This is a genomic window from Ensifer sesbaniae, from assembly GCF_013283665.1.
In the GTDB taxonomy this organism is placed as follows: Bacteria; Pseudomonadota; Alphaproteobacteria; order Rhizobiales; family Rhizobiaceae; genus Ensifer; species Ensifer sesbaniae.
Genome location: NZ_JABEKU010000002.1, coordinates 2170566 through 2187167 on the forward strand (window position 1 = coordinate 2170566; position 16602 = coordinate 2187167).

At 61.5% G+C, this 16602-nt stretch carries 18 protein-coding genes and 5 pseudogenes; 8 read left to right on the forward strand and 15 right to left on the reverse strand.

Features of this window, described 5'->3' with window-relative positions; translation table 11 throughout:
* Positions 1–95: 95 nt before the first annotated feature.
* Genes BHMPCIPO_RS27850 through traG form a run of 3 tightly spaced genes read left to right on the forward strand, consistent with a single transcriptional unit; the run spans position 96 to position 2522 of the window.
* The gene (locus BHMPCIPO_RS27850) at positions 96–383 is read left to right on the forward strand and encodes a TraC family protein (protein ID WP_173519946.1); all 288 of its coding nucleotides are present in this window, start codon (positions 96–98) and stop codon (positions 381–383) included.
* Positions 373–612 carry a conjugal transfer protein TraD gene (locus BHMPCIPO_RS27855; protein WP_173519947.1) on the forward strand — a complete coding sequence of 80 codons (240 nt, stop codon included), beginning with the start codon at positions 373–375 and terminating at the stop codon, positions 610–612. Before BHMPCIPO_RS27850 ends, BHMPCIPO_RS27855 begins: the two co-directional genes overlap by 11 nt.
* Positions 603–2522 (forward strand): Ti-type conjugative transfer system protein TraG, encoded by a 1920-nt coding sequence (gene traG / locus BHMPCIPO_RS27860; RefSeq protein ID WP_173519948.1) that lies wholly within the window; start codon positions 603–605, stop codon positions 2520–2522. The genes BHMPCIPO_RS27855 and traG overlap by 10 nt, the downstream gene beginning before the upstream one ends.
* Before the next feature lie 42 nt (positions 2523–2564).
* Here the strand turns inward: traG and BHMPCIPO_RS33720 are convergent.
* Positions 2565–2991 (reverse strand): annotated as a pseudogene (locus tag BHMPCIPO_RS33720) (hypothetical protein).
* Positions 2988–3257 (reverse strand): type II toxin-antitoxin system prevent-host-death family antitoxin, encoded by a 270-nt coding sequence (locus BHMPCIPO_RS27865; RefSeq protein WP_173519949.1) that lies wholly within the window; start codon positions 3255–3257, stop codon positions 2988–2990. Before BHMPCIPO_RS27865 ends, BHMPCIPO_RS33720 begins: the two are co-directional and overlap by 4 nt.
* Positions 3258–3571: 314 nt before the next feature.
* Between BHMPCIPO_RS27865 and BHMPCIPO_RS33215 the strand changes: the two are divergent.
* Positions 3572–3780, forward strand: a pseudogene (locus tag BHMPCIPO_RS33215) (hypothetical protein); the annotation flags it as partial.
* A 238-nt stretch (positions 3781–4018) separates the two neighbouring features.
* Positions 4019–4320 (forward strand): annotated as a pseudogene (locus BHMPCIPO_RS27870) (WGR domain-containing protein).
* Positions 4321–4414: 94 nt separating this feature from the next.
* Here BHMPCIPO_RS27870 and BHMPCIPO_RS27875 read toward each other — a convergent pair.
* From BHMPCIPO_RS27875 to BHMPCIPO_RS27925, 10 genes and pseudogenes are all read right to left on the reverse strand, one after another.
* The gene (locus BHMPCIPO_RS27875) at positions 4415–4582 is read right to left on the reverse strand and encodes a hypothetical protein (RefSeq protein WP_173518220.1); all 168 of its coding nucleotides are present in this window, start codon (positions 4580–4582) and stop codon (positions 4415–4417) included.
* 352 nt (positions 4583–4934) lie between these two features.
* Positions 4935–5258: a DUF736 domain-containing protein gene (locus BHMPCIPO_RS27880; RefSeq protein WP_173519950.1), complete on the reverse strand. Its 324-nt coding sequence runs from the start codon at positions 5256–5258 to the stop codon at positions 4935–4937.
* Between the two features lie 623 nt (positions 5259–5881).
* Positions 5882–6279, reverse strand: a pseudogene (locus tag BHMPCIPO_RS27885) (type II toxin-antitoxin system VapC family toxin).
* Positions 6276–6542 carry a type II toxin-antitoxin system Phd/YefM family antitoxin gene (locus BHMPCIPO_RS27895; protein ID WP_173519953.1) on the reverse strand — a complete coding sequence of 89 codons (267 nt, stop codon included), beginning with the start codon at positions 6540–6542 and terminating at the stop codon, positions 6276–6278. Before BHMPCIPO_RS27895 ends, BHMPCIPO_RS27885 begins: the two are co-directional and overlap by 4 nt.
* Positions 6543–6867: 325 nt before the next feature.
* Positions 6868–7289 (reverse strand): annotated as a pseudogene (locus tag BHMPCIPO_RS27900) (hypothetical protein).
* Positions 7279–7539: a type II toxin-antitoxin system prevent-host-death family antitoxin gene (locus BHMPCIPO_RS27905; protein WP_173519954.1), complete on the reverse strand. Its 261-nt coding sequence runs from the start codon at positions 7537–7539 to the stop codon at positions 7279–7281. The pseudogene BHMPCIPO_RS27900 and the gene BHMPCIPO_RS27905 overlap by 11 nt, the downstream one beginning before the upstream one ends.
* A gap of 520 nt (positions 7540–8059) precedes the next feature.
* Positions 8060–8569: a GNAT family N-acetyltransferase gene (locus tag BHMPCIPO_RS27910; RefSeq protein ID WP_173519955.1), complete on the reverse strand. Its 510-nt coding sequence runs from the start codon at positions 8567–8569 to the stop codon at positions 8060–8062.
* Positions 8570–8854 (reverse strand): type II toxin-antitoxin system TacA family antitoxin, encoded by a 285-nt coding sequence (locus tag BHMPCIPO_RS27915; RefSeq protein WP_173519956.1) that lies wholly within the window; start codon positions 8852–8854, stop codon positions 8570–8572. It lies immediately after the preceding gene.
* 199 nt (positions 8855–9053) lie between these two features.
* Positions 9054–9995 (reverse strand): DUF2493 domain-containing protein, encoded by a 942-nt coding sequence (locus BHMPCIPO_RS27920; protein WP_173519957.1) that lies wholly within the window; start codon positions 9993–9995, stop codon positions 9054–9056.
* A 334-nt stretch (positions 9996–10329) separates the two neighbouring features.
* Positions 10330–11376 (reverse strand): DUF7146 domain-containing protein, encoded by a 1047-nt coding sequence (locus tag BHMPCIPO_RS27925; RefSeq protein ID WP_173519958.1) that lies wholly within the window; start codon positions 11374–11376, stop codon positions 10330–10332.
* 432 nt (positions 11377–11808) lie between these two features.
* Here BHMPCIPO_RS27925 and BHMPCIPO_RS27930 point away from each other — a divergent pair, with 432 nt between their 5' ends.
* The 3 genes from BHMPCIPO_RS27930 (at position 11809) to BHMPCIPO_RS27940 (ending at position 14274) form a co-directional block, all read left to right on the forward strand.
* Positions 11809–12489, forward strand: a complete 681-nt coding sequence (locus tag BHMPCIPO_RS27930) for a ZinT family metal-binding protein (protein WP_173519959.1) — start codon at positions 11809–11811, stop codon at positions 12487–12489.
* Between the two features lie 306 nt (positions 12490–12795).
* Positions 12796–13986, forward strand: coding sequence for a DUF1173 domain-containing protein (locus BHMPCIPO_RS27935; RefSeq protein ID WP_173519960.1), 1191 nt, complete (start codon positions 12796–12798; stop codon positions 13984–13986).
* 87 nt (positions 13987–14073) lie between these two features.
* Positions 14074–14274 carry a hypothetical protein gene (locus BHMPCIPO_RS27940; RefSeq protein ID WP_173519961.1) on the forward strand — a complete coding sequence of 67 codons (201 nt, stop codon included), beginning with the start codon at positions 14074–14076 and terminating at the stop codon, positions 14272–14274.
* On the opposite strand, the gene BHMPCIPO_RS27945 is transcribed toward BHMPCIPO_RS27940, so the two are convergent.
* The 3 genes from BHMPCIPO_RS27945 to BHMPCIPO_RS27955 all read right to left on the reverse strand — a co-directional run bounded on the left by BHMPCIPO_RS27945 (position 14264) and on the right by BHMPCIPO_RS27955 (position 16423).
* Positions 14264–14566 carry a hypothetical protein gene (locus BHMPCIPO_RS27945; protein ID WP_173519962.1) on the reverse strand — a complete coding sequence of 101 codons (303 nt, stop codon included), beginning with the start codon at positions 14564–14566 and terminating at the stop codon, positions 14264–14266. The two genes, BHMPCIPO_RS27940 and BHMPCIPO_RS27945, sit on opposite strands and share 11 nt — an antisense overlap.
* 88 nt (positions 14567–14654) lie before the next feature.
* Positions 14655–15845 (reverse strand): DUF932 domain-containing protein, encoded by a 1191-nt coding sequence (locus BHMPCIPO_RS27950; protein ID WP_173519963.1) that lies wholly within the window; start codon positions 15843–15845, stop codon positions 14655–14657.
* Between the two features lie 155 nt (positions 15846–16000).
* A complete protein-coding gene (locus tag BHMPCIPO_RS27955) occupies positions 16001–16423 on the reverse strand; it encodes an antirestriction protein (RefSeq protein ID WP_173519964.1) in 423 nt (140 codons plus the stop codon).
* Positions 16424–16602 lie beyond the last annotated feature (179 nt).

Genomic DNA, 16602 nt, shown 5'->3' on the forward strand with positions numbered 1-16602 from the left:
CTCGGGATAATGCAAATTGGCCTATTTTACTATCATAAAACAGATAGTATAATCAGTGCCGCTGAGATTTGCTCCAACAAGGGAAGGACGCTGCAATGGCAGCAAAATCATCGATCACCGACATCGACGCCCAGATCGAGAAGTTGCGCGAGCGCAGACGCTCGATGATCGCAAAGTCCGCCGAGCGCTTTGCCCGCGCCGCCACGAAATCCGGGCTGGCGGAAATGGAAATCACCGATAAGGAGCTCGACGCCGTCTTCGAAGAAATCGCCGCGCGATTTCGCAACGAGGAAAAGAAGGGGGTGGCTCACGCACCTGCTTCGCCGCGTCGACAGCCAAATGGCGGGTCTGGAACGCCGGCGGAGGTTTCTCATGACGGCTGATCGCAAGCGCGAGGCACGCGAGAAGTTTTTGCTCGGCGGCATCGTCGTTCGCGCCGGTCTCTCAAAAGCCGATCGGGCGTTTCTGCTCGGCGGTCTCCTCGAACTGGCTAGAGTTGCTCCGGGCTCATCAGAACATCGGCGCTTGCGCGACATGGGCGAAGAGGCATTCAAGGCGCCTTCGCCGGCTGCAACTGAGACGCGAACCCGGGAGACGGCGGAATGGCATTGAAGGCAAAACCACATCCGAGCCTGTTGCTCATTCTGGTACCGATCGCCGTCACCACCTTTGCCGCCTATGTCGTTGGCTGGCGCTGGCCGGCGTTCGCCGGCGGCCTGTCCGGGAAAGCGGAATATTGGTTCCTGCGCGCGTCGCCTGTGCCGGCGCTGCTGTTCGGACCACTGGCAGGACTATTGAGCGTCTGGGCGCTGCCATTGCACCGGCGAAGGCCAGTCGCGATGGCGAGCCTCGCCTGTTTTCTGACGGTCGCCGGGTTCTACACGCTGCGTGAATACCGCCGGCTGTCGCCCTCAGTGGAAAGCGGTGCGCTATCATGGGACCGGGCACTGTCCTATCTCGACATGGTCGCCGTCATCAGCGCGGTCGTTGGCTTCATGGCCGTGGCGGCGGCCGCGCGCATTTCCACCGTGGTCCCCGAACCAGTGAAGCGCGCCAAACGCGGGACCTTCGGGGATGCGGACTGGCTGCCGATGGCGGCGGCAGGAAAGCTGTTTCCGCCGGATGGCGAAATCGTCGTCGGCGAGCGTTACCGGGTCGACAAGGACGTCGTCCATGAGCTGCCCTTCGATCCGAACGATCCGGCTACATGGGGGCAAGGCGGCAAGGCGCCGTTGTTGACCTACAGCCAAGATTTCGACTCCACCCACATGCTATTCTTCGCCGGCTCGGGTGGATACAAGACCACAAGCAACGTGGTGCCCACGGCGTTGCGTTATACCGGGCCGCTGATCTGCCTCGATCCTTCCACCGAGGTCGCGCCGATGGTGGTCGAGCACCGCACCCGTGTCCTCGGCCGCGAGGTGATGGTGCTCGATCCGACGAACCCGATCATGGGCTTCAACGTGCTCGACGGCATCCAGACATCCAAGCAGAAGGAAGAGGACATTGTGGGCATCGCCCATATGCTTCTATCCGAGAGCGTGCGGTTCGAAAGCTCGACGGGATCCTACTTCCAGAACCAGGCGCACAATCTCCTGACCGGCCTGCTGGCGCATGTCATGCTCTCTTCCCAATACGAGGGACAGCGAACCTTGCGCAGCCTCCGACAGATCGTATCCGAGCCGGAGCCCTCTGTTCTGGCGATGCTGCGTGACATTCAGGAGCATTCCGCGTCCGCCTTCATCCGCGAGACGCTCGGCGTCTTCACCAACATGACCGAGCAGACTTTTTCGGGCGTCTATTCGACCGCGTCGAAAGACACACAATGGCTCTCGCTCGACAGCTACGCCGCGCTCGTCTGCGGCAATGCGTTCAAATCGAATGACATCGTCTCGGGCAAGAAGGACGTCTTCCTCAACATCCCGGCATCGATCCTGCGCTCCTATCCAGGCATCGGCCGCGTCATCATCGGCTCGCTGATCAATGCCATGATGCACGCCGATGGCGCGTTCAAGCGCCGCGCGTTGTTCATGTTGGATGAGGTCGATCTCCTCGGCTACATGCGCGTACTGGAGGAAGCACGCGACCGCGGCCGCAAGTATGGTATCAGCATGATGCTAATGTACCAGTCAGTGGGCCAGTTGGAGCGGCATTTCGGGAAGGATGGCGCGACGTCGTGGATCGACGGCTGCGCCTTCGCCTCCTATGCCGCCATCAAGGCGCTCGACACGGCGCGCAACGTCTCGGCGCAGTGCGGCGAAATGACGGTCGAGGTGAAGGCAAGCTCCCGCAGCATTGGCTGGGACACGAAGAACAGCGCATCGCGCAAATCGGAGAGCGTCAACTTCCAGCGCCGGCCACTGATCATGCCGCACGAAATCACCCAGTCGATGAGAAAGGACGAACAGATCATCATCGTTCAGGGGCATAGCCCGATCCGCTGCGGGCGCGCGGTCTACTTCCGGCGGAAGGAGATGGATGCAAAGACCAAGGCGAACCGCTTCGTCAAACCGATGCAGTGACGACCGAAGCTTTACGGCAATGAGGCTTTCGCAAGCGTAAGGTCAGCGCAATCGGCTGACCTCCATGGCTGACTTGCTGCGACTGATGAATTCGCGCAGCAGCGGAAGGAAGAAGGCCTTGCTGAAGCGGCCGGTTGGCGGCTCGGGCTCAAGATAGAATGAATTTCCGATAATGTCGGTATGATAATGTCGGTATTAAGTTCATCGAAGATGATCCAAAGCCTGCGATCGGCATCGAGGCCGGCGCGGCGTTTTTCGATCGCCGGCACTTCCACGGCAAACCGCGACGCCTCCCGCTGCTTGGGGTGATGGGAAAGAAGAGAACCAAATCGCCCTGCGGCCGCGGCATTCTCACGCTGACGGCGACCGGCCGCTCCTGGCGTCCTTCTGTCTCTCCACGCCCAGCTTCTCGCGCCCATAGGTAAGGCTAGCGTATGACGCTTGCGGTCTGGATCAGTTCGTAGTTCATGACCGACTTGCCTCATCCTCGTCGGCATAGGCTTCGACGGCGTTTTCGAACTCGGCAAACAACTCATCGGGCGTCGTTTCGAAGGTCCCGACAGTGCGCCGGTCCGACTGCTTCATCAGCCGCAGATAATCTTCGATATTGAGGAGGACCAAACGGGGTTTATTCCGCTGGGTGATGGTCACTGGATGACGCAGGGCCTCGGCGATGATGTCGCCAGACTTAAGCGATAGGTCGCTGGTTGAATAGGAACCTCTTGATTTAGGCACGTGGCCCTCCTTACTGCTGTATTTGTTGCTAAATACAACATTTCCAACAATGCAGAATTTGTGGGGTGAGACTTTGTCGTTATCCTGCCGGCTCACGCTGGAAACGGCCCCATTCCCTCCGGGTCCGCGGGCCCCTTCTCTCTGGCGTCCTTTCTTACGCCAGCAAATCCGGCGTCAAGGACGGCGCGGCCTCTCCCAATTTACAGCAAGCGACAAAATCGCCCCCCGCCGCTGGCGAGTTGCGTGCCGCTGTCCTTGACCCCTCTTTGCAACAGAGTGATCGATCTCCGTCATCAACGAAAGGAAATCGCATCATGACAACCGATCGGAAACGCATCTACACCAAGCTTGCCGTTTCCGGCTCGTCGCCCTCGCAAACCAGTTCGGCTGCGAGAGCGATTTTCGCGGGAGCTTCACGATCGCCTGGTTGAAGGGCTCGATGCGGCATTCGATCGGGTCCCCGCCATCATGGGAACGAAGTGTGCTCTTTGGAGAGGATGAATTCACCGAACATCGCCTCGAGGAATTGAATCTCTGACAGCCCTGCGGCGGGTCGAACTGGCCGCACCATCGTGCGAGCGGGGACGTGACCGGGGCGGAGACTGTTTGCGGGCTCTCTGAGCGAAGCGAACAGCACTCGCTCGGCTCGCCCGAACAACGATCTCCAGCCTCGCCGATCGATCACGAAAGTGAGTCGGAGGGGGCGAACCGGTTCATAACTGTCGTTGCACGCGAAAGCCGGAACGGGCGTTTCTTCCGCCATGCTCAGTCAACCCCGTCAGTTCTACATCGAACGCACAAACGCGATGAAAAACATGGCGCGCTTCTACGCGCTCGCGATCGAGCCGACGCTGCTCGGCACGGCCTTGTGCCTGACGCGACACGATGGGGACGCATCGGGACGGTTGGGCAGGCCATGGTGCATCACTTAGATAGGGAAGAGGATGCAGTGCGCATGTTCCTCCAACTTCTACGGCTGAAACGGGCGCGCGGCTATAGACCGAACACACGTGTTCGACGTGAACACATGGCCCGCGGGTTGCTCGCAGCGACCGTGCCCTGATCCTTGCCGGTGATCATTGGTACGAAGCGGAGCTTCGGGTCGGCGCGCCGGTCGATCCGGCGTGTCGGCCCAGGCGAGAAGGCAAACGCCGCCCTCAGAAGGGCGGCGCGGCGTCAATGGTGCCCTCCTGTTCGGCGATCGCTGCCGCCAGTTCGGCCTCAGCGATTTCCAGTTCCGCTTCGATCTGGCGGCGTTCGGCCGGATCGGCATTCTTGAGTTCCCGGCGCAGCTGTTCGATGTGGATTTCAAGGGTAATCGTCATCGTCGCCATCTCCTTGGATAGTGTGAAAGATGACGCCCGGGGGTCGTGAGGATCGGGCCGGGTCAAGGATCGCGTCAGCGACCGGCGGAGCCGGCGAGCGGAGGAACCGATTTTCTGATGGTGCCCCTTCGGGGCAGCGGCTGAAAATTGGAGGGGCCGCGATGTCCTTGAGGCGGCGCGATCCTCACGGCAGACTTGCGTATCTGAGCAGACATGTTTTCGTCTCGTGTGGCACGACAGGAGGAGCAAAAGCGGGCTCGACGCCCGCTTTTGCTCCTGATGCTGCGCGAAGCGATCAGACCGCGAAACGGCGAAGGCGGCCCCGATCGCTCGGGGCCGCTCGCTTGACTCGTCAGTTCGGATTGTTCCAGAGGATCACCTTCTTGCTCGGATCGCCGCCAGGTGCCTGTGCGAGGTTGCCGAATATCACGCCGATCTCGGGGGCCTCCAGCTTCACTGAGAGGTATTCCTCGCCGGTCTGGCGGGCAATGCGGTTCCAGGCTGCGCCAATCTCGAAGCCGGTCTTGCGGTGGATGACGCGGTAGTCGGGGGCTTCTTCGCTCGACTTGCTTGCGTTCGGGACGATGGCGATCGGGGCATTGACCCGGATGGTCGCGAAGACGCCTTCGAGGATGCCGTCGTTCTTCTGCGTCAGGGTTGCGATCGTGGTGGCCATGGTTCTGTCTCCTTCGGTTGCTCGGGACCATTCCCGATGGCGCACGAAGAGACGGCCGACCTGCTGCGGTCAGCTCGGCTGAAAATTTTGCAAAATTCTATTTTCCGCCAGGACAAAAGAACCGAAATCGAATTTTGCAAAAATTTCGGGCGAGTCTTACCCCGTTTAGGGGTTGGCCGCGAAGGCAGGCGGTCGTCTATACGAGCGACATAAAACGGGAATGGTTCGGGGCAACTGAAGGACGCGACAAACCATCATAGCCGCCCGGCCCAGCGCTGCGGGGGTATCGGTCACGCATCCCTTGGACGTTTTGCCTCCAAACCAGTCAATTGCGTACACTCGCCCGCTCCCAACTACAGCAGGCGGGTGAGCACGTCCCCTGTCCGATATCATCCCTTTGATGATCCGAGAGGTCAGCCGCGGCGACGGTATGCCGCCTCCAGACACTGCGGCAATACCGGGTGAAGCTGTTCGCGTGGGCATCAGATGAGTGATCTTTTCCCCACTCGTCCGCCCGCGCCCGGCCATCTGAGCCGTCGATGTTCGCCAGGCACATCGCCACTGGCAAGCGCGCATCCGAGCATCGGAGCCGGCTTGGTCAGCGGAACCAAGCCGGTCGGAGATCACGAGACAACAGGATCCGCGCAAGTCACGAACGGAATGCCATAGAGTGCGACATTCTGATCCTGGGAAACGAAATGCGCTCCCTCCGCCATAGCCTGCGCCATGAGAAGATGATCGAAGGGATCACGGTGATGAAGCGGAAGAGCCCTAAGAGCGATAAGATGCGCATCTGTGATATCCAGCCGATCGAAGCCCTGACTCGGCAAGATCGCAAGAATCTCTTCTATATCGGCATCAAGTTTGCCGATCCGCAGCTTCACGGTGATTTCCCAAGGGAGACCGCACTGACGAGGACGTCGTTCTCAGGATCGCCGATAAGGCCTCGCGCATGATCCCCGAGCTTCTCGTCGTCGTTCAGCCACCACAACAAGGCATGCGTATCGAGCAGCAGCCTCACGTCCCATCTTCCATGGACTTTAGAATATCCGCCGGCAGGCTGTCGAAGTCATCGGCAACTTTGATCTTTCCGCGCAATGCACCTGGCTTCCGTATGACGACGTCTGACGACGGCGGGCCGATTTCCGCAACGACCTTATGATGGGACGTCAGGACGAACCTCTGCCCGTCTTCGACCTGCTTGAGGAAGGACGTCAGGTTGCCGCGAAATTCCCGCACGCCGACGCGGCGGGGCGTTGATGTCTGCTGCGGGGATTGAGGCATGGCGAGGCTCCGTTTTCAGCGGGAAATGTGTACACAATTTTTAAGAAATGCAAGCGTCTCGCGCCGTGTGGAGAGACGGCGACTCCGGCCGGCATGACGAGGGCATCTCTTGTCGTGAGGCGGAAGGGCGCGGCCTCACTCGCCTGCACGTCGAGACGATCGCGGTTACCACCAACAGCACCGCGATATCTCGATGCACTGGCCGGTGCGGAGATCGACCAAGGCGATCTTGCCACGTCCCGTCTCGGCACAATCGCTGTCGCCTTGACAGACGCTCGCATGCTCCGATCCGTCGGCCCTACGCAATTGTGGGGCCGGCGTTCGCTTACTCCGTCCGATTGACGCGTCGTCCCGATTTGCGCGACGCCTCGCCAAAGGCTGCGGCAATCCTCATCATGAAGACCTTGCTGAACCGTCCAAGCGCTGGTTCGTCCGGCTCGATGTACCAGGATCGTTCGGCGACATCGTAATTGTATTCGTCGACAACGATCCAGCAGCGCTTGAAGTCGCTGAGGCCCGCCCGCCGGCACTCGATATCGGAAACTTCCAAGGCGATCCGATCGGGCTGCGGCGGTTGGGTCGTGATCGCGAGAAGCGCCAGATGGATGAGTCCGTCATTCGCGCCACGACAGCGACCACGACGCAGGTCGGCCGGGTCTTCCGGCCTTCGGTTTCGCCGCGCTCGTGCTGCCACGCCCAGAGATAGGGATAGACAATCACCTGACCGGGCAGGAACTCACGACTCATCATCATACCCCTCGCCGCGCGCGAGCCGCTCGATCTCCGCGGCGAAGAGTTCCTTATGTTCCTCCGGCATATCCGAAGCGCGATGGGCGCTGCGCGGATCGCCGCCGGTGCGCATCCGCTCGTAATACTCATAGCTCATCAGCACGAAGCGAGGTTTCCGGTGCTTGGTGAGAACGACGGGTTCGCGGCTCGCGGCGTCGGTGACATCGCCCACCTGCTTGTTGAGATCGCCTGTCGTGAACTGACGCATGGTCATACTCCTTTGTCGTTCTCCATAATATCCATCTTTTCCAGATTTGCAAGAAAATGGCACTTAGCGCCATCTCCTGCAGCCTGCGAGACAGGGGGTGCTAGTGACATAGTGCCCGGTCCGGCGAAGTCGCCGGCTGCACCGTTCGAACCTTGAAACTGCTTGCGACACATGACCTATGTTGAACGACAGATGACGCAGGAGAAAGACCTTGGCCATCGCTACCGCAGTCACCTCGACAGACATCCGCCTGCTCCGATCCGTCCGTCCTAAGCAATTGGGCTGGCATCACTTGACGTCGGTGGGTTCGCGCTGGCAGGAGCTCAAGGCTCGGCGTCATAACCCCTCGCCGTTCGCCAGCCGGTCGATCGCAGCGGCGAAACGTTCCTTGTGTTCTTCTGGCATCTCGGAGACACGATGGCCGCGTCGAGGATCTCCACCGGCTCGCATTCGCTCGTAATGCTCGTAGGAGGTCTGGTCGCTATAAGCTGGCTCGCTCGTGCCAGCGCCACCCGAGAATCTAGTGCGTCGCGTCCGCCAGCCAAAGGCGGAGGTCCTGAATGGAGCGCATGAGGATCGATGGATTGTCCCGGGAACCGATGAAGCCCCAACCCTGCCAATAGCGTTCGGCTTCAGCATCGATCGCCCGGACGACAGCGGCACGGCCGCCGACGATCTCGGCTCCAGCGATACAGCGGCGCAGCGCATCCTTGACCAGTCCGCTGCCGATACCTTGTCCGGCGTAATGCTGATCGACCGCAAGCTGTCCAATGAGGAGGCAAGGAATGGGGTCCGGAGGACGCCCGGTGCGGATCGCACGCGGCGCGCTGTTTGGCTGGATCACGCTTGGTGCGATCCCGTAATAGCCGATAACGGCGCCGTCGTCGTGAACGACGAGAACACGGGTGAAGCCGCGCGCCTGATTGGTCCGCGCAAAGCCGGTCAGCCACGCATTGAGGGCCGGCTTGCCGCAGTCAAATGCCTCGAGCCGGTGCGTGTCATCGAGGAGTTCGATCCCTGAAAGCGCCACCTAGCGTTCCCAAGGCGCTGACCGGCGCAGCCGCTCAGCCGCCTTCGGCGGAGGAGCGGCCGGCGGGGCGGAGATCGCCTGCATGAAGGCATCATAGGCGTCGGGCGAGAGGCGGATGACAGTTTCGTTGACAATCGCCGCCTGCGCCTCGTGCAACGCGGCGCGGCGCATAAACTCAGTGCGTGAAAGGCCGAGTAATTCCGCGCCACGATCGATGATCATCAGGTCATCGTCGCGGAATCGCATTGAGACGGGTGTTTCCTTCCGGGGAGTTGTCGTAGCCATGGCTCGCTCCTGTGCTGCGAGTGTATATACAATTTCGTAACGCGGATTGCAATACCTCTATTCAGGCACCGTGCCAGCCGCTCGCGGCCGGCCGCGCTTCGCGCGGCGGGTTTCCAGCGCGCGCGACGAACCCGACGGTCGGGTTCGTCGTCCCCAGTGATAGAGGAAAGACGGCGCAAGAACAGAGGGAAAACGGCGCTTACGCGCCATCTCCTGCAGCCTGCCAGACCGGGATGCCGAGTCGGCGAGCCTTATCGGCTAGATTGCCGGTGATGCCAGAGCCGGGAAAGATGACGACGCCTGATGGAATGACCGAGAGCATGTCGTCGTTACGCCGAAAAGGTGCCGCCTTGGCGTGCTTCGTCCAGTTCGGTTTGAAGGCGATCTGCGTCACCTTGCGCGCCTCGGCCCAAGAGGCGGCGATGCGCTCTGCACCCTTCGGGGAGCCGCCATGCAGCAGCACCATATCAGGATGTTTTGCCAGGGCCTGATCGAGTTTCGCCCAGATCCGTTCGTGATCGTTGTAGTCGATGCCGCCACCGAAGGCGATCTTCGTGCCGGCCGGGATCAGCACCTCGGTCTCGGCGCGACGGCGGGCGGAAATAAAGTCGCGGCTGTCGATCATCGCCGCGGTCATGTTGGCATGGCTGACCTTGGAGCCTGTCCGCGGCCGCCACGCGGATCCGGTCTGGGCTTCGAAGAGATCGGCTGCATAGTCGCGCATGAACTCGAAGGCGTTGCGGCGCTCGAGGAGCGTGACACCCTCGGCGATCAGACGCTCAAGCTCGACGCTTTTCACCTCCGAGCCGTCCTGCTCGCTCTGCCCGGCGCGCTGCGCATCCTCGTTGCGTTGAAGCTCGCGCTGTATGCGCTCGCCGGCGCGGTGGAAGAGGTTGACCGTCGACCAGAGCAGGTCTTCGAGATCGGGCTCCAGCCGCGTGTCGCCAAGCATCTCGAACATGGCGTCGAAGACCGCGGTCAGCGCCGACTGGACAACCGGCTCTTCGGGCAGCGGCCTCGGGTCCGGCTCGTCCTGGAAGGGGCGATGGCCGTAGATCTGCATCTCGTAGATGAAACGGTCGGTCGGGGAAGACGCATGGTGGGGTTCGAAGGCGTCGTCGAGGGGGAGGGTAAGGTTCATGATGGTCTCCGTCGGTTGCGGCCGCGCCTCTCGCGGCCTGACGGCGATCCCTCTCCATGCGGTGGCGGGGCGGAACCGCGGCGCTTGAGCGCCGCGGCCCAGCGAAGCGCCGGGCGGCGGAAGAAGGGTTTCTTGACTCGCGAGGAATGACGGGCCGCTTTGCGGCCCGGCAGGGGAAGAAACCCGACTGACCCGCTGAAGGCCCGACCGCCGCATGGTAAGGGTCGCCTCTCGGCAGGCCCGTGGGCGCGCGCCACACGATCGGCGACCGGTTTGGACCGGTCTTCCCTGCCACGCGGCGCCACACCCGCTCCCGCCTTCCCGTCCAGCCGCATCACGAGGGCAGAAAGGCCAGAGCGTCTTCCGGTGCGAGCTGGGCTCTCACATGCCAAATGAGCCGCTCGGGCCCGAGCCGGCGCAGGTCCTCGTTGAAGTCGCCGAGTTCCGGGGCGAGCACAAGCGGCAGGACCCCGAGCGCCTGCGCACGGCGGCTCAGTCCCTCGATAGCGTGTCGACCTGCGGCATCGGCGTCGGCACCGATGTAAAGGCGCAGGCATCCATCGGGCAAGCGGAAGGCGGCGAGGTGATTTGCGGTCAGCGCCGAGACCATCGGCATGCCCGGCATCACATGCGAGAGGGACAGAATGCTCTCGAGCCCCTCGCCGGCGACCATCACCGGAACGGGGCCATGGACCGGGAAACGGAAGCGCACTGCGTTGCCGAGCAGATTGCCAAGAGCGCGGCGGGGATCCTCGACCTTCGCCTTGCCGACGCCGTCCGGATCGAGCCCAGAGGACCCGAGATAAGTGCGATGGACGCCGGTGATCGCGCCGGAGGGATTGGTCACGGCGGCGATCAGGGCCGGATAGCTCGACGTGCTGCCGGTGACGAGGTCCCGGTAGTAGCAGGACGGATGGAACCGCAGGGCCGGATGCACGGAGGCCCGCGGGATGGCGCGCTGACGCAGATACCGGTCGGCAAGCGTGCCGGCGAGCGGCTGCGTCATGCGGAACAGGCGCTTTGCCCGTTCGCCTGCCGGTCTATCGACCGGCGGCTCGGTGTGGGCGTCGCCCCTGCGGGACGACGCCGGATCGGGGAGGCTTAGGAAACGGCGCGCCTCCTCTGCGACATCACGGAAGTCCACCAAGCCGCAGGTTTCTCGAACGAGGTCGAGCAGATCGCCATATTGACAGGTTGCTGCATCTGTCCACCGCCCAGCGCGCGGGCCGGAGAGATGGACATAGAGCGACTTGCCCTTGCTGTTGGCGACATCGCCGACGATCCAGTAGTTGCCGGCCCGATGGCCGGCGGAGAGGTAGTAACGGCAGACGGCCTCGGCGTCGCGCGCGAGACGATCGGCCAATTGAGAAGCGGACAGCATGGCGATCACCCCCGTGCAGTGTCATGGACGATGGGATGCCGTTCGACGAGGCGAGAGAGGATCCGCGCTCTTTCCTCGGATGCTGAAATGAAGAACCTGAGCTTCGACCGGTCGGCACAGAGACGATCGTGAAGTGGGGAACTCCTTGCCGTCCGGCGCCACATGATCGTTCGGGCCTTCAACTCCGATGACGATCCCAGGGGCCCGGACGGGACGAGGCTCTCTCACTCGCTCGCTTTGGTCGGCCCTCCCCCAATGCGGCCCTCCTCTCACCTCCCGGGGCGGCGCGTCCGACCGTAATGGCTCGCGGTATCGCGCGGCCGAACGGCTCTTGCGTCGCCACCGAAAGCAGGATAACCGACCTCTGTAATGTTATTACATATCCATCACCAAACATGACCCGAAACCGGATAACCGAAAAGGCTCCAAAGAATGCAGAAGATGATCAAAAGACTCGGCTACGCACTCAGTGTTTCGTCAGCACTTCTTTTCGCGGGACAGGCTCTTTCCGAGGGGACGTCGGGCGCCCAAACATCATCGGGGCATGATCACGCCCATAGCCATTCCCATGGTGCCAAAGGGTTTGTGTACGAAGGGTATTTCGAGGACGATCAGGTAAAGCCGCGCGCGCTTTCGGATTGGGACGGCGATTGGCAGTCCGTCTATCCCTATCTGGTCGATGGGACGCTGGACCCGGTCATGGCGGACAAAGCAAAACACGGCGGCAAGAGCGCCGACGAATATCGCGCCTATTACGACGCTGGATATATGACCGACGTCGATCGGATCGTCATCGAGGGCAGCAACGTCACGCTCTTCCGCGGAAAAGAGTCTATCAGCGGAAACTATGAAACGGACGGCCATGAAATCCTCACCTACAAGAAGGGCAATCGCGGTGTCCGCTACGTCTTCAAGAAGACCGGTGGTGATGGTACCGCGCCGCAGTTCATCCAGTTCAGTGACCACATCATCGCGCCGGAGAAAGCGGGCCATTACCACCTCTATTGGGGCAATGACCGTGCCGCCCTGCTGAAGGAAGTCACCAACTGGCCGACCTACTATCCGTCACGTCTGAACGGCAAACAGATCGTCGACGAAATGCTAGCGCATTGAGCTAACGTCGGCTGACGGGCCGGAGTGCCCAGATGCCTGAGTTTTCCGGCGCGGGCGAGGAACCGATCCCGATCAGCCTCGCCACGCCGAACGCGAAACACGGATGTCGTCATCGACGACGCCGTTCACCCCGGCCCATTGGGTTTTAGCCGAGCTGCGTTCCTCCGGCGCGCGCCGACGGCGGTCTCCGCGACCAACCCCGAAGGGCACAAATCTGCAACGCTATAGGTTTTTTACTATCTGTTTTTTGATAGTAAAATGGACGCTACCCGTGTACCTTCAGCTGAAAGCAAGGGGAGAACCAAAGTGCGAAACTTCACGATCGGCGATCAGACGCTGGACGAATCCTCGCAGGAGTTTCGGGCGCTGCTTCCGCATGCCTATGAGCAGAGGCTTCGGCCGATGTGCATGTGCAAGGAGCCCCCGGTTGCGATGTATATCGCGCGCCTGGAGGATCAGTATCTTATCAAGCGCATGCCGCTTTCGGGGCGCGACCACGATCCTGCGTGCGCCTCCTATGAGCCGCCCTACGAACTTTCCGGTCTCGGTCCCCTGATCGGCAATGCGATCCAGATCGATGCCAGCGGCAAGGCCGACCTGAAGCTGGATTTTTCCCTGACAAAACGCGGGCCACGATCGGCGCCAGGCGCACCGGCTGAAGCAGCGGAGCCAAGCGTCCGCAGCGAGCCCAAGAAGCTGTCGCTCAGGGCGATGCTGCATTATCTCTGGGAGGCGGGCGAACTGACGGACTGGCGCTCGACATGGGCGGGCCGGCGCGGCTGGGGCCGGGTGCGCACCAGCCTCATCAATGCCGCCTCGCAGATGACCGCAAGGGGCGGTCCGTTGAGCGACATGCTCTTCGTTCCTGAGGTTTTTCACGCCGAGGACAAGGACGGGATTGCTGCCCGGCGCGCCGCCGCGCTCAAGGGTGTGCAAGCGACAGGTTCGGGACCGCGCAAGCTGATGATGATCGTCGCCGAGGTGAAGGAGTTTTCCGCAGCCCGCGAGGGACACAAGATTGTCGTACGGCATCTGCCCTTCCCGCTGATGATCGAGGATGGCGCCTGGCGGCGTCTCGCAGCCCGCTATGAGACCGAACTGGAGTTGTGGCGATCGAACGAGGCGTTCCATCTGATGGTCATTGCCACCTTCGGCATTTCGACCGCCGGCATCGCGTCGGTCGAAGAGGTCTCCCTGATGGTGGTCAACGAGCATTGGCTGCCATTCGAGGATATCCACGAGTTACGGCTTTTGGAAAAACTCAGCCACCTCAAGCGAAAGAGCGTCAAGGGCCTGCGTTTCGATCTACCCCGCGATGCGCCGATCGTGTCGGTGACATTGCCGGAACAGAAACCCGCGCCCGTTGCGATGTTCATCGTGCCGGCAAGCGCCGGGGATGAATACGAGCAGGCACTCACCGATATGATCGACGCGAGGCCGGAGATCGCACCTTGGGTCTGGAGGGTGGCCGAGGGCGAGATGCCGCGACTTCCTTGATACGGGAACACGGAGTTGCGGGGCGTTGACAGGGCGAGACGAATAAGAACACCTGCGCCATTATCTGCCTTTTTCAATCGGACCATCATGAAGCCTGAAAAGAAACCGTTCGTCGTCGAGATCAAAAATCGGCGTCGCCTGTCCCGAAAAGAACATTCGATTTGGGGAAAAATCGACCTGAAAGCTGCTGGCGATCAGGTCGGCGCCGAGGAGAGATCCGGCGAGCATGATGCGCCGATGCAAAATTCCGATGTTGCGGCCGAGCAAAACGCCGAGATCAACGTCTGATCGCGTCATAGACCAGCTTCGGAACCGCCCATCCGTTGACGTAGAAATATCGCTTCGCCTTGAGACGCGCGATATAGGCGTCCTGGGCCTTGTAGGAGGCGAGCCGATTGAAGTGCGTCCGGGAATAATCGATCATTCCATCCCCTTCGGTCAGCTCCAGCGGACCTGCCGTCGCCAGTTCCTCTATATGGGAGCGAAGCGATTTGACGACGCCGTCAAATCGGTACTGCCTGTCCAGGGCGGCGTTCAGGCGGCCGCTCTGCATGGGAGAGAGTGCTTCGGTCTTGAACATGGGATTGCCTTTGCGTGAACGCGAAAACCCGGCGCGATGGCCGGGTTTTCATCGGAACGAAGGAGAGATTCCGCCGCGAAGACCGTAGTCAGGCCGCGCGTTCAAGCAGCTTTCGGGCCTTGCCTTCCAGTTCGAGCCGCGTGTCCTGATGGGCCTTTCCGCGGGCAAGCGCTGTGATGCCCTGGACAAAATCGAAGATGCTCTCCGGTGGCCTCCCTTCTTCGGAAAGCACCGTCTCGATGATCTTGCTGGTTTCGGCCTTGGAGAAGCCGCGCTTGCGCAGGAAATCCGAGCGATCCTCGTCATTTCGCGCAACCACCCGTTCACGGGCGGCGCGAATGCCGGCGATGAACGGCGCGGGCGAGGAATTGGCGAAGTTCGTCAACGCCGGGGCGGCTTCATGGGCAAAACGTTGCGCCGCGAACTTCGAGTGCCGGATGGTAATTTCCTCGAAATTTTCGGTGCCCCACAAATTGCGATTGGCACAAACCGCCCTGAGATAGAACGACGCGATGCCGAGCGTCTTGGACCCGACCTCGGAGTTCCAGGCATAGAACCCGCGGAAGTAGAGATCCGGCTCCCCATTCGGCAGGCGACCAGCCTCGATCGGGTGGGTGTCGTCGACGAGGAACAGGAACACATCGCGGTCGCTGGCATAGAGCGTGGTCGTATCTTTCGTGATATCGACGAACGGATTGTGGGTCATGGTCGACCAGTCGAGCACGCCCGGGACCTTCCAGATCGTGTCGCCGGTTCCGTTGCCGGCGATGCTCATCACGGCGGCAACCAGATCCTTATCCCAGATGCGCCCATATTCGGGGCCGGTCACCGCCCGGAGCTCGAGACGGCCGTCATCCATCTCCAGTGTTTTGACCAGTTCGGCGTTGTTGTTCAGGAGCCCGTGCTGAAGATTGATCGCCGCCAGAGGTGCCGGCAGTTGCCGCATATAGCTCGCAGGCGCACCGACCAGGCTGCAAAGCTGACCGTAGCTCCAATGCGTCGGCGCAATCGGCTCACGCCCGCCGGGAACAATCAAGGCGAGACGCTCGGCATTGTCACGGGTGGCTTCCACGCGGATCTCCGCGCTTTCGACGGTTCGAACACGGGCGCGATCGGTTCTGGCGCTGACCGCGCGATGAAGATCGGAAAGCGACAGGTAGCGCTCATCGGCGGGGCGGGAGAACCATTCGGACGAGACGCGGCCAATGCGTTCGCCGCGGGAAATATCGACCTTGAAGCCGGACGAGACCGGCCGCGGGCTGGAAATGATGGTGTTCATGCTAAAATCTCCTGAAACGAAGAAGCCCGGCTGATCGCTTGCGCGATAACCGGGCTGGTGGGGTGGAAGATGGCTCGCCGCCGAAGCGTCTGTCCGATGCGGCAAGCAGGCGGGACGCTCAGGCGCGCCACCCGAGAGTGGGGCGTATTTGTTTCTCAATCGATCGCTTGGAATATCTCGGCAGCTTCCGGATGGTCGGCGGAATAGGCGTAGAGACGGCCGTAGCCTTCAGAGAGATGTTGGGACTGATACTGGAAGGAGAGATGGGAGAAGGCGAACAGCGTGGCGATGATGCCGGCGGCCTCTGCGGACACCTCCCCCTGAAATCCGGTGATCTCGCCGGTGATCCGAAACCGCGATTTGGATTGCGGAGCGAGGAACAGCGGCTTGCCCTCGTGTTCGTAGAAATTCCAGAAGCCGCCGCCATAGTCGAGCGGGCTCAGCCGCTCCATGAGGCTATAGACCGTGTTCTCGGCGACGATCAGGAGTGAACGTCCGAACAGGGTCGGCAGGAATTCCTGGCGACGCTCTTCGGGGACGATGGTGGCGCTTTGGGGTGCAATCGCGGATGTCGACATCGATTTGTCCTCCAGAGAGGCGACAGGGATCAGACCGGGCAACCCTCTCTCCATCGCCCGGCTTCGCCCCTCCTCCGGCCCCTCTCTTCCTCCTCCCGCGGACAGCCGCCCCTCCCCGGCAAGACATGCTTTGTCTCCAACGTTCAGAAATCAGAAAGGCCCGACACGATGGCCGGGCC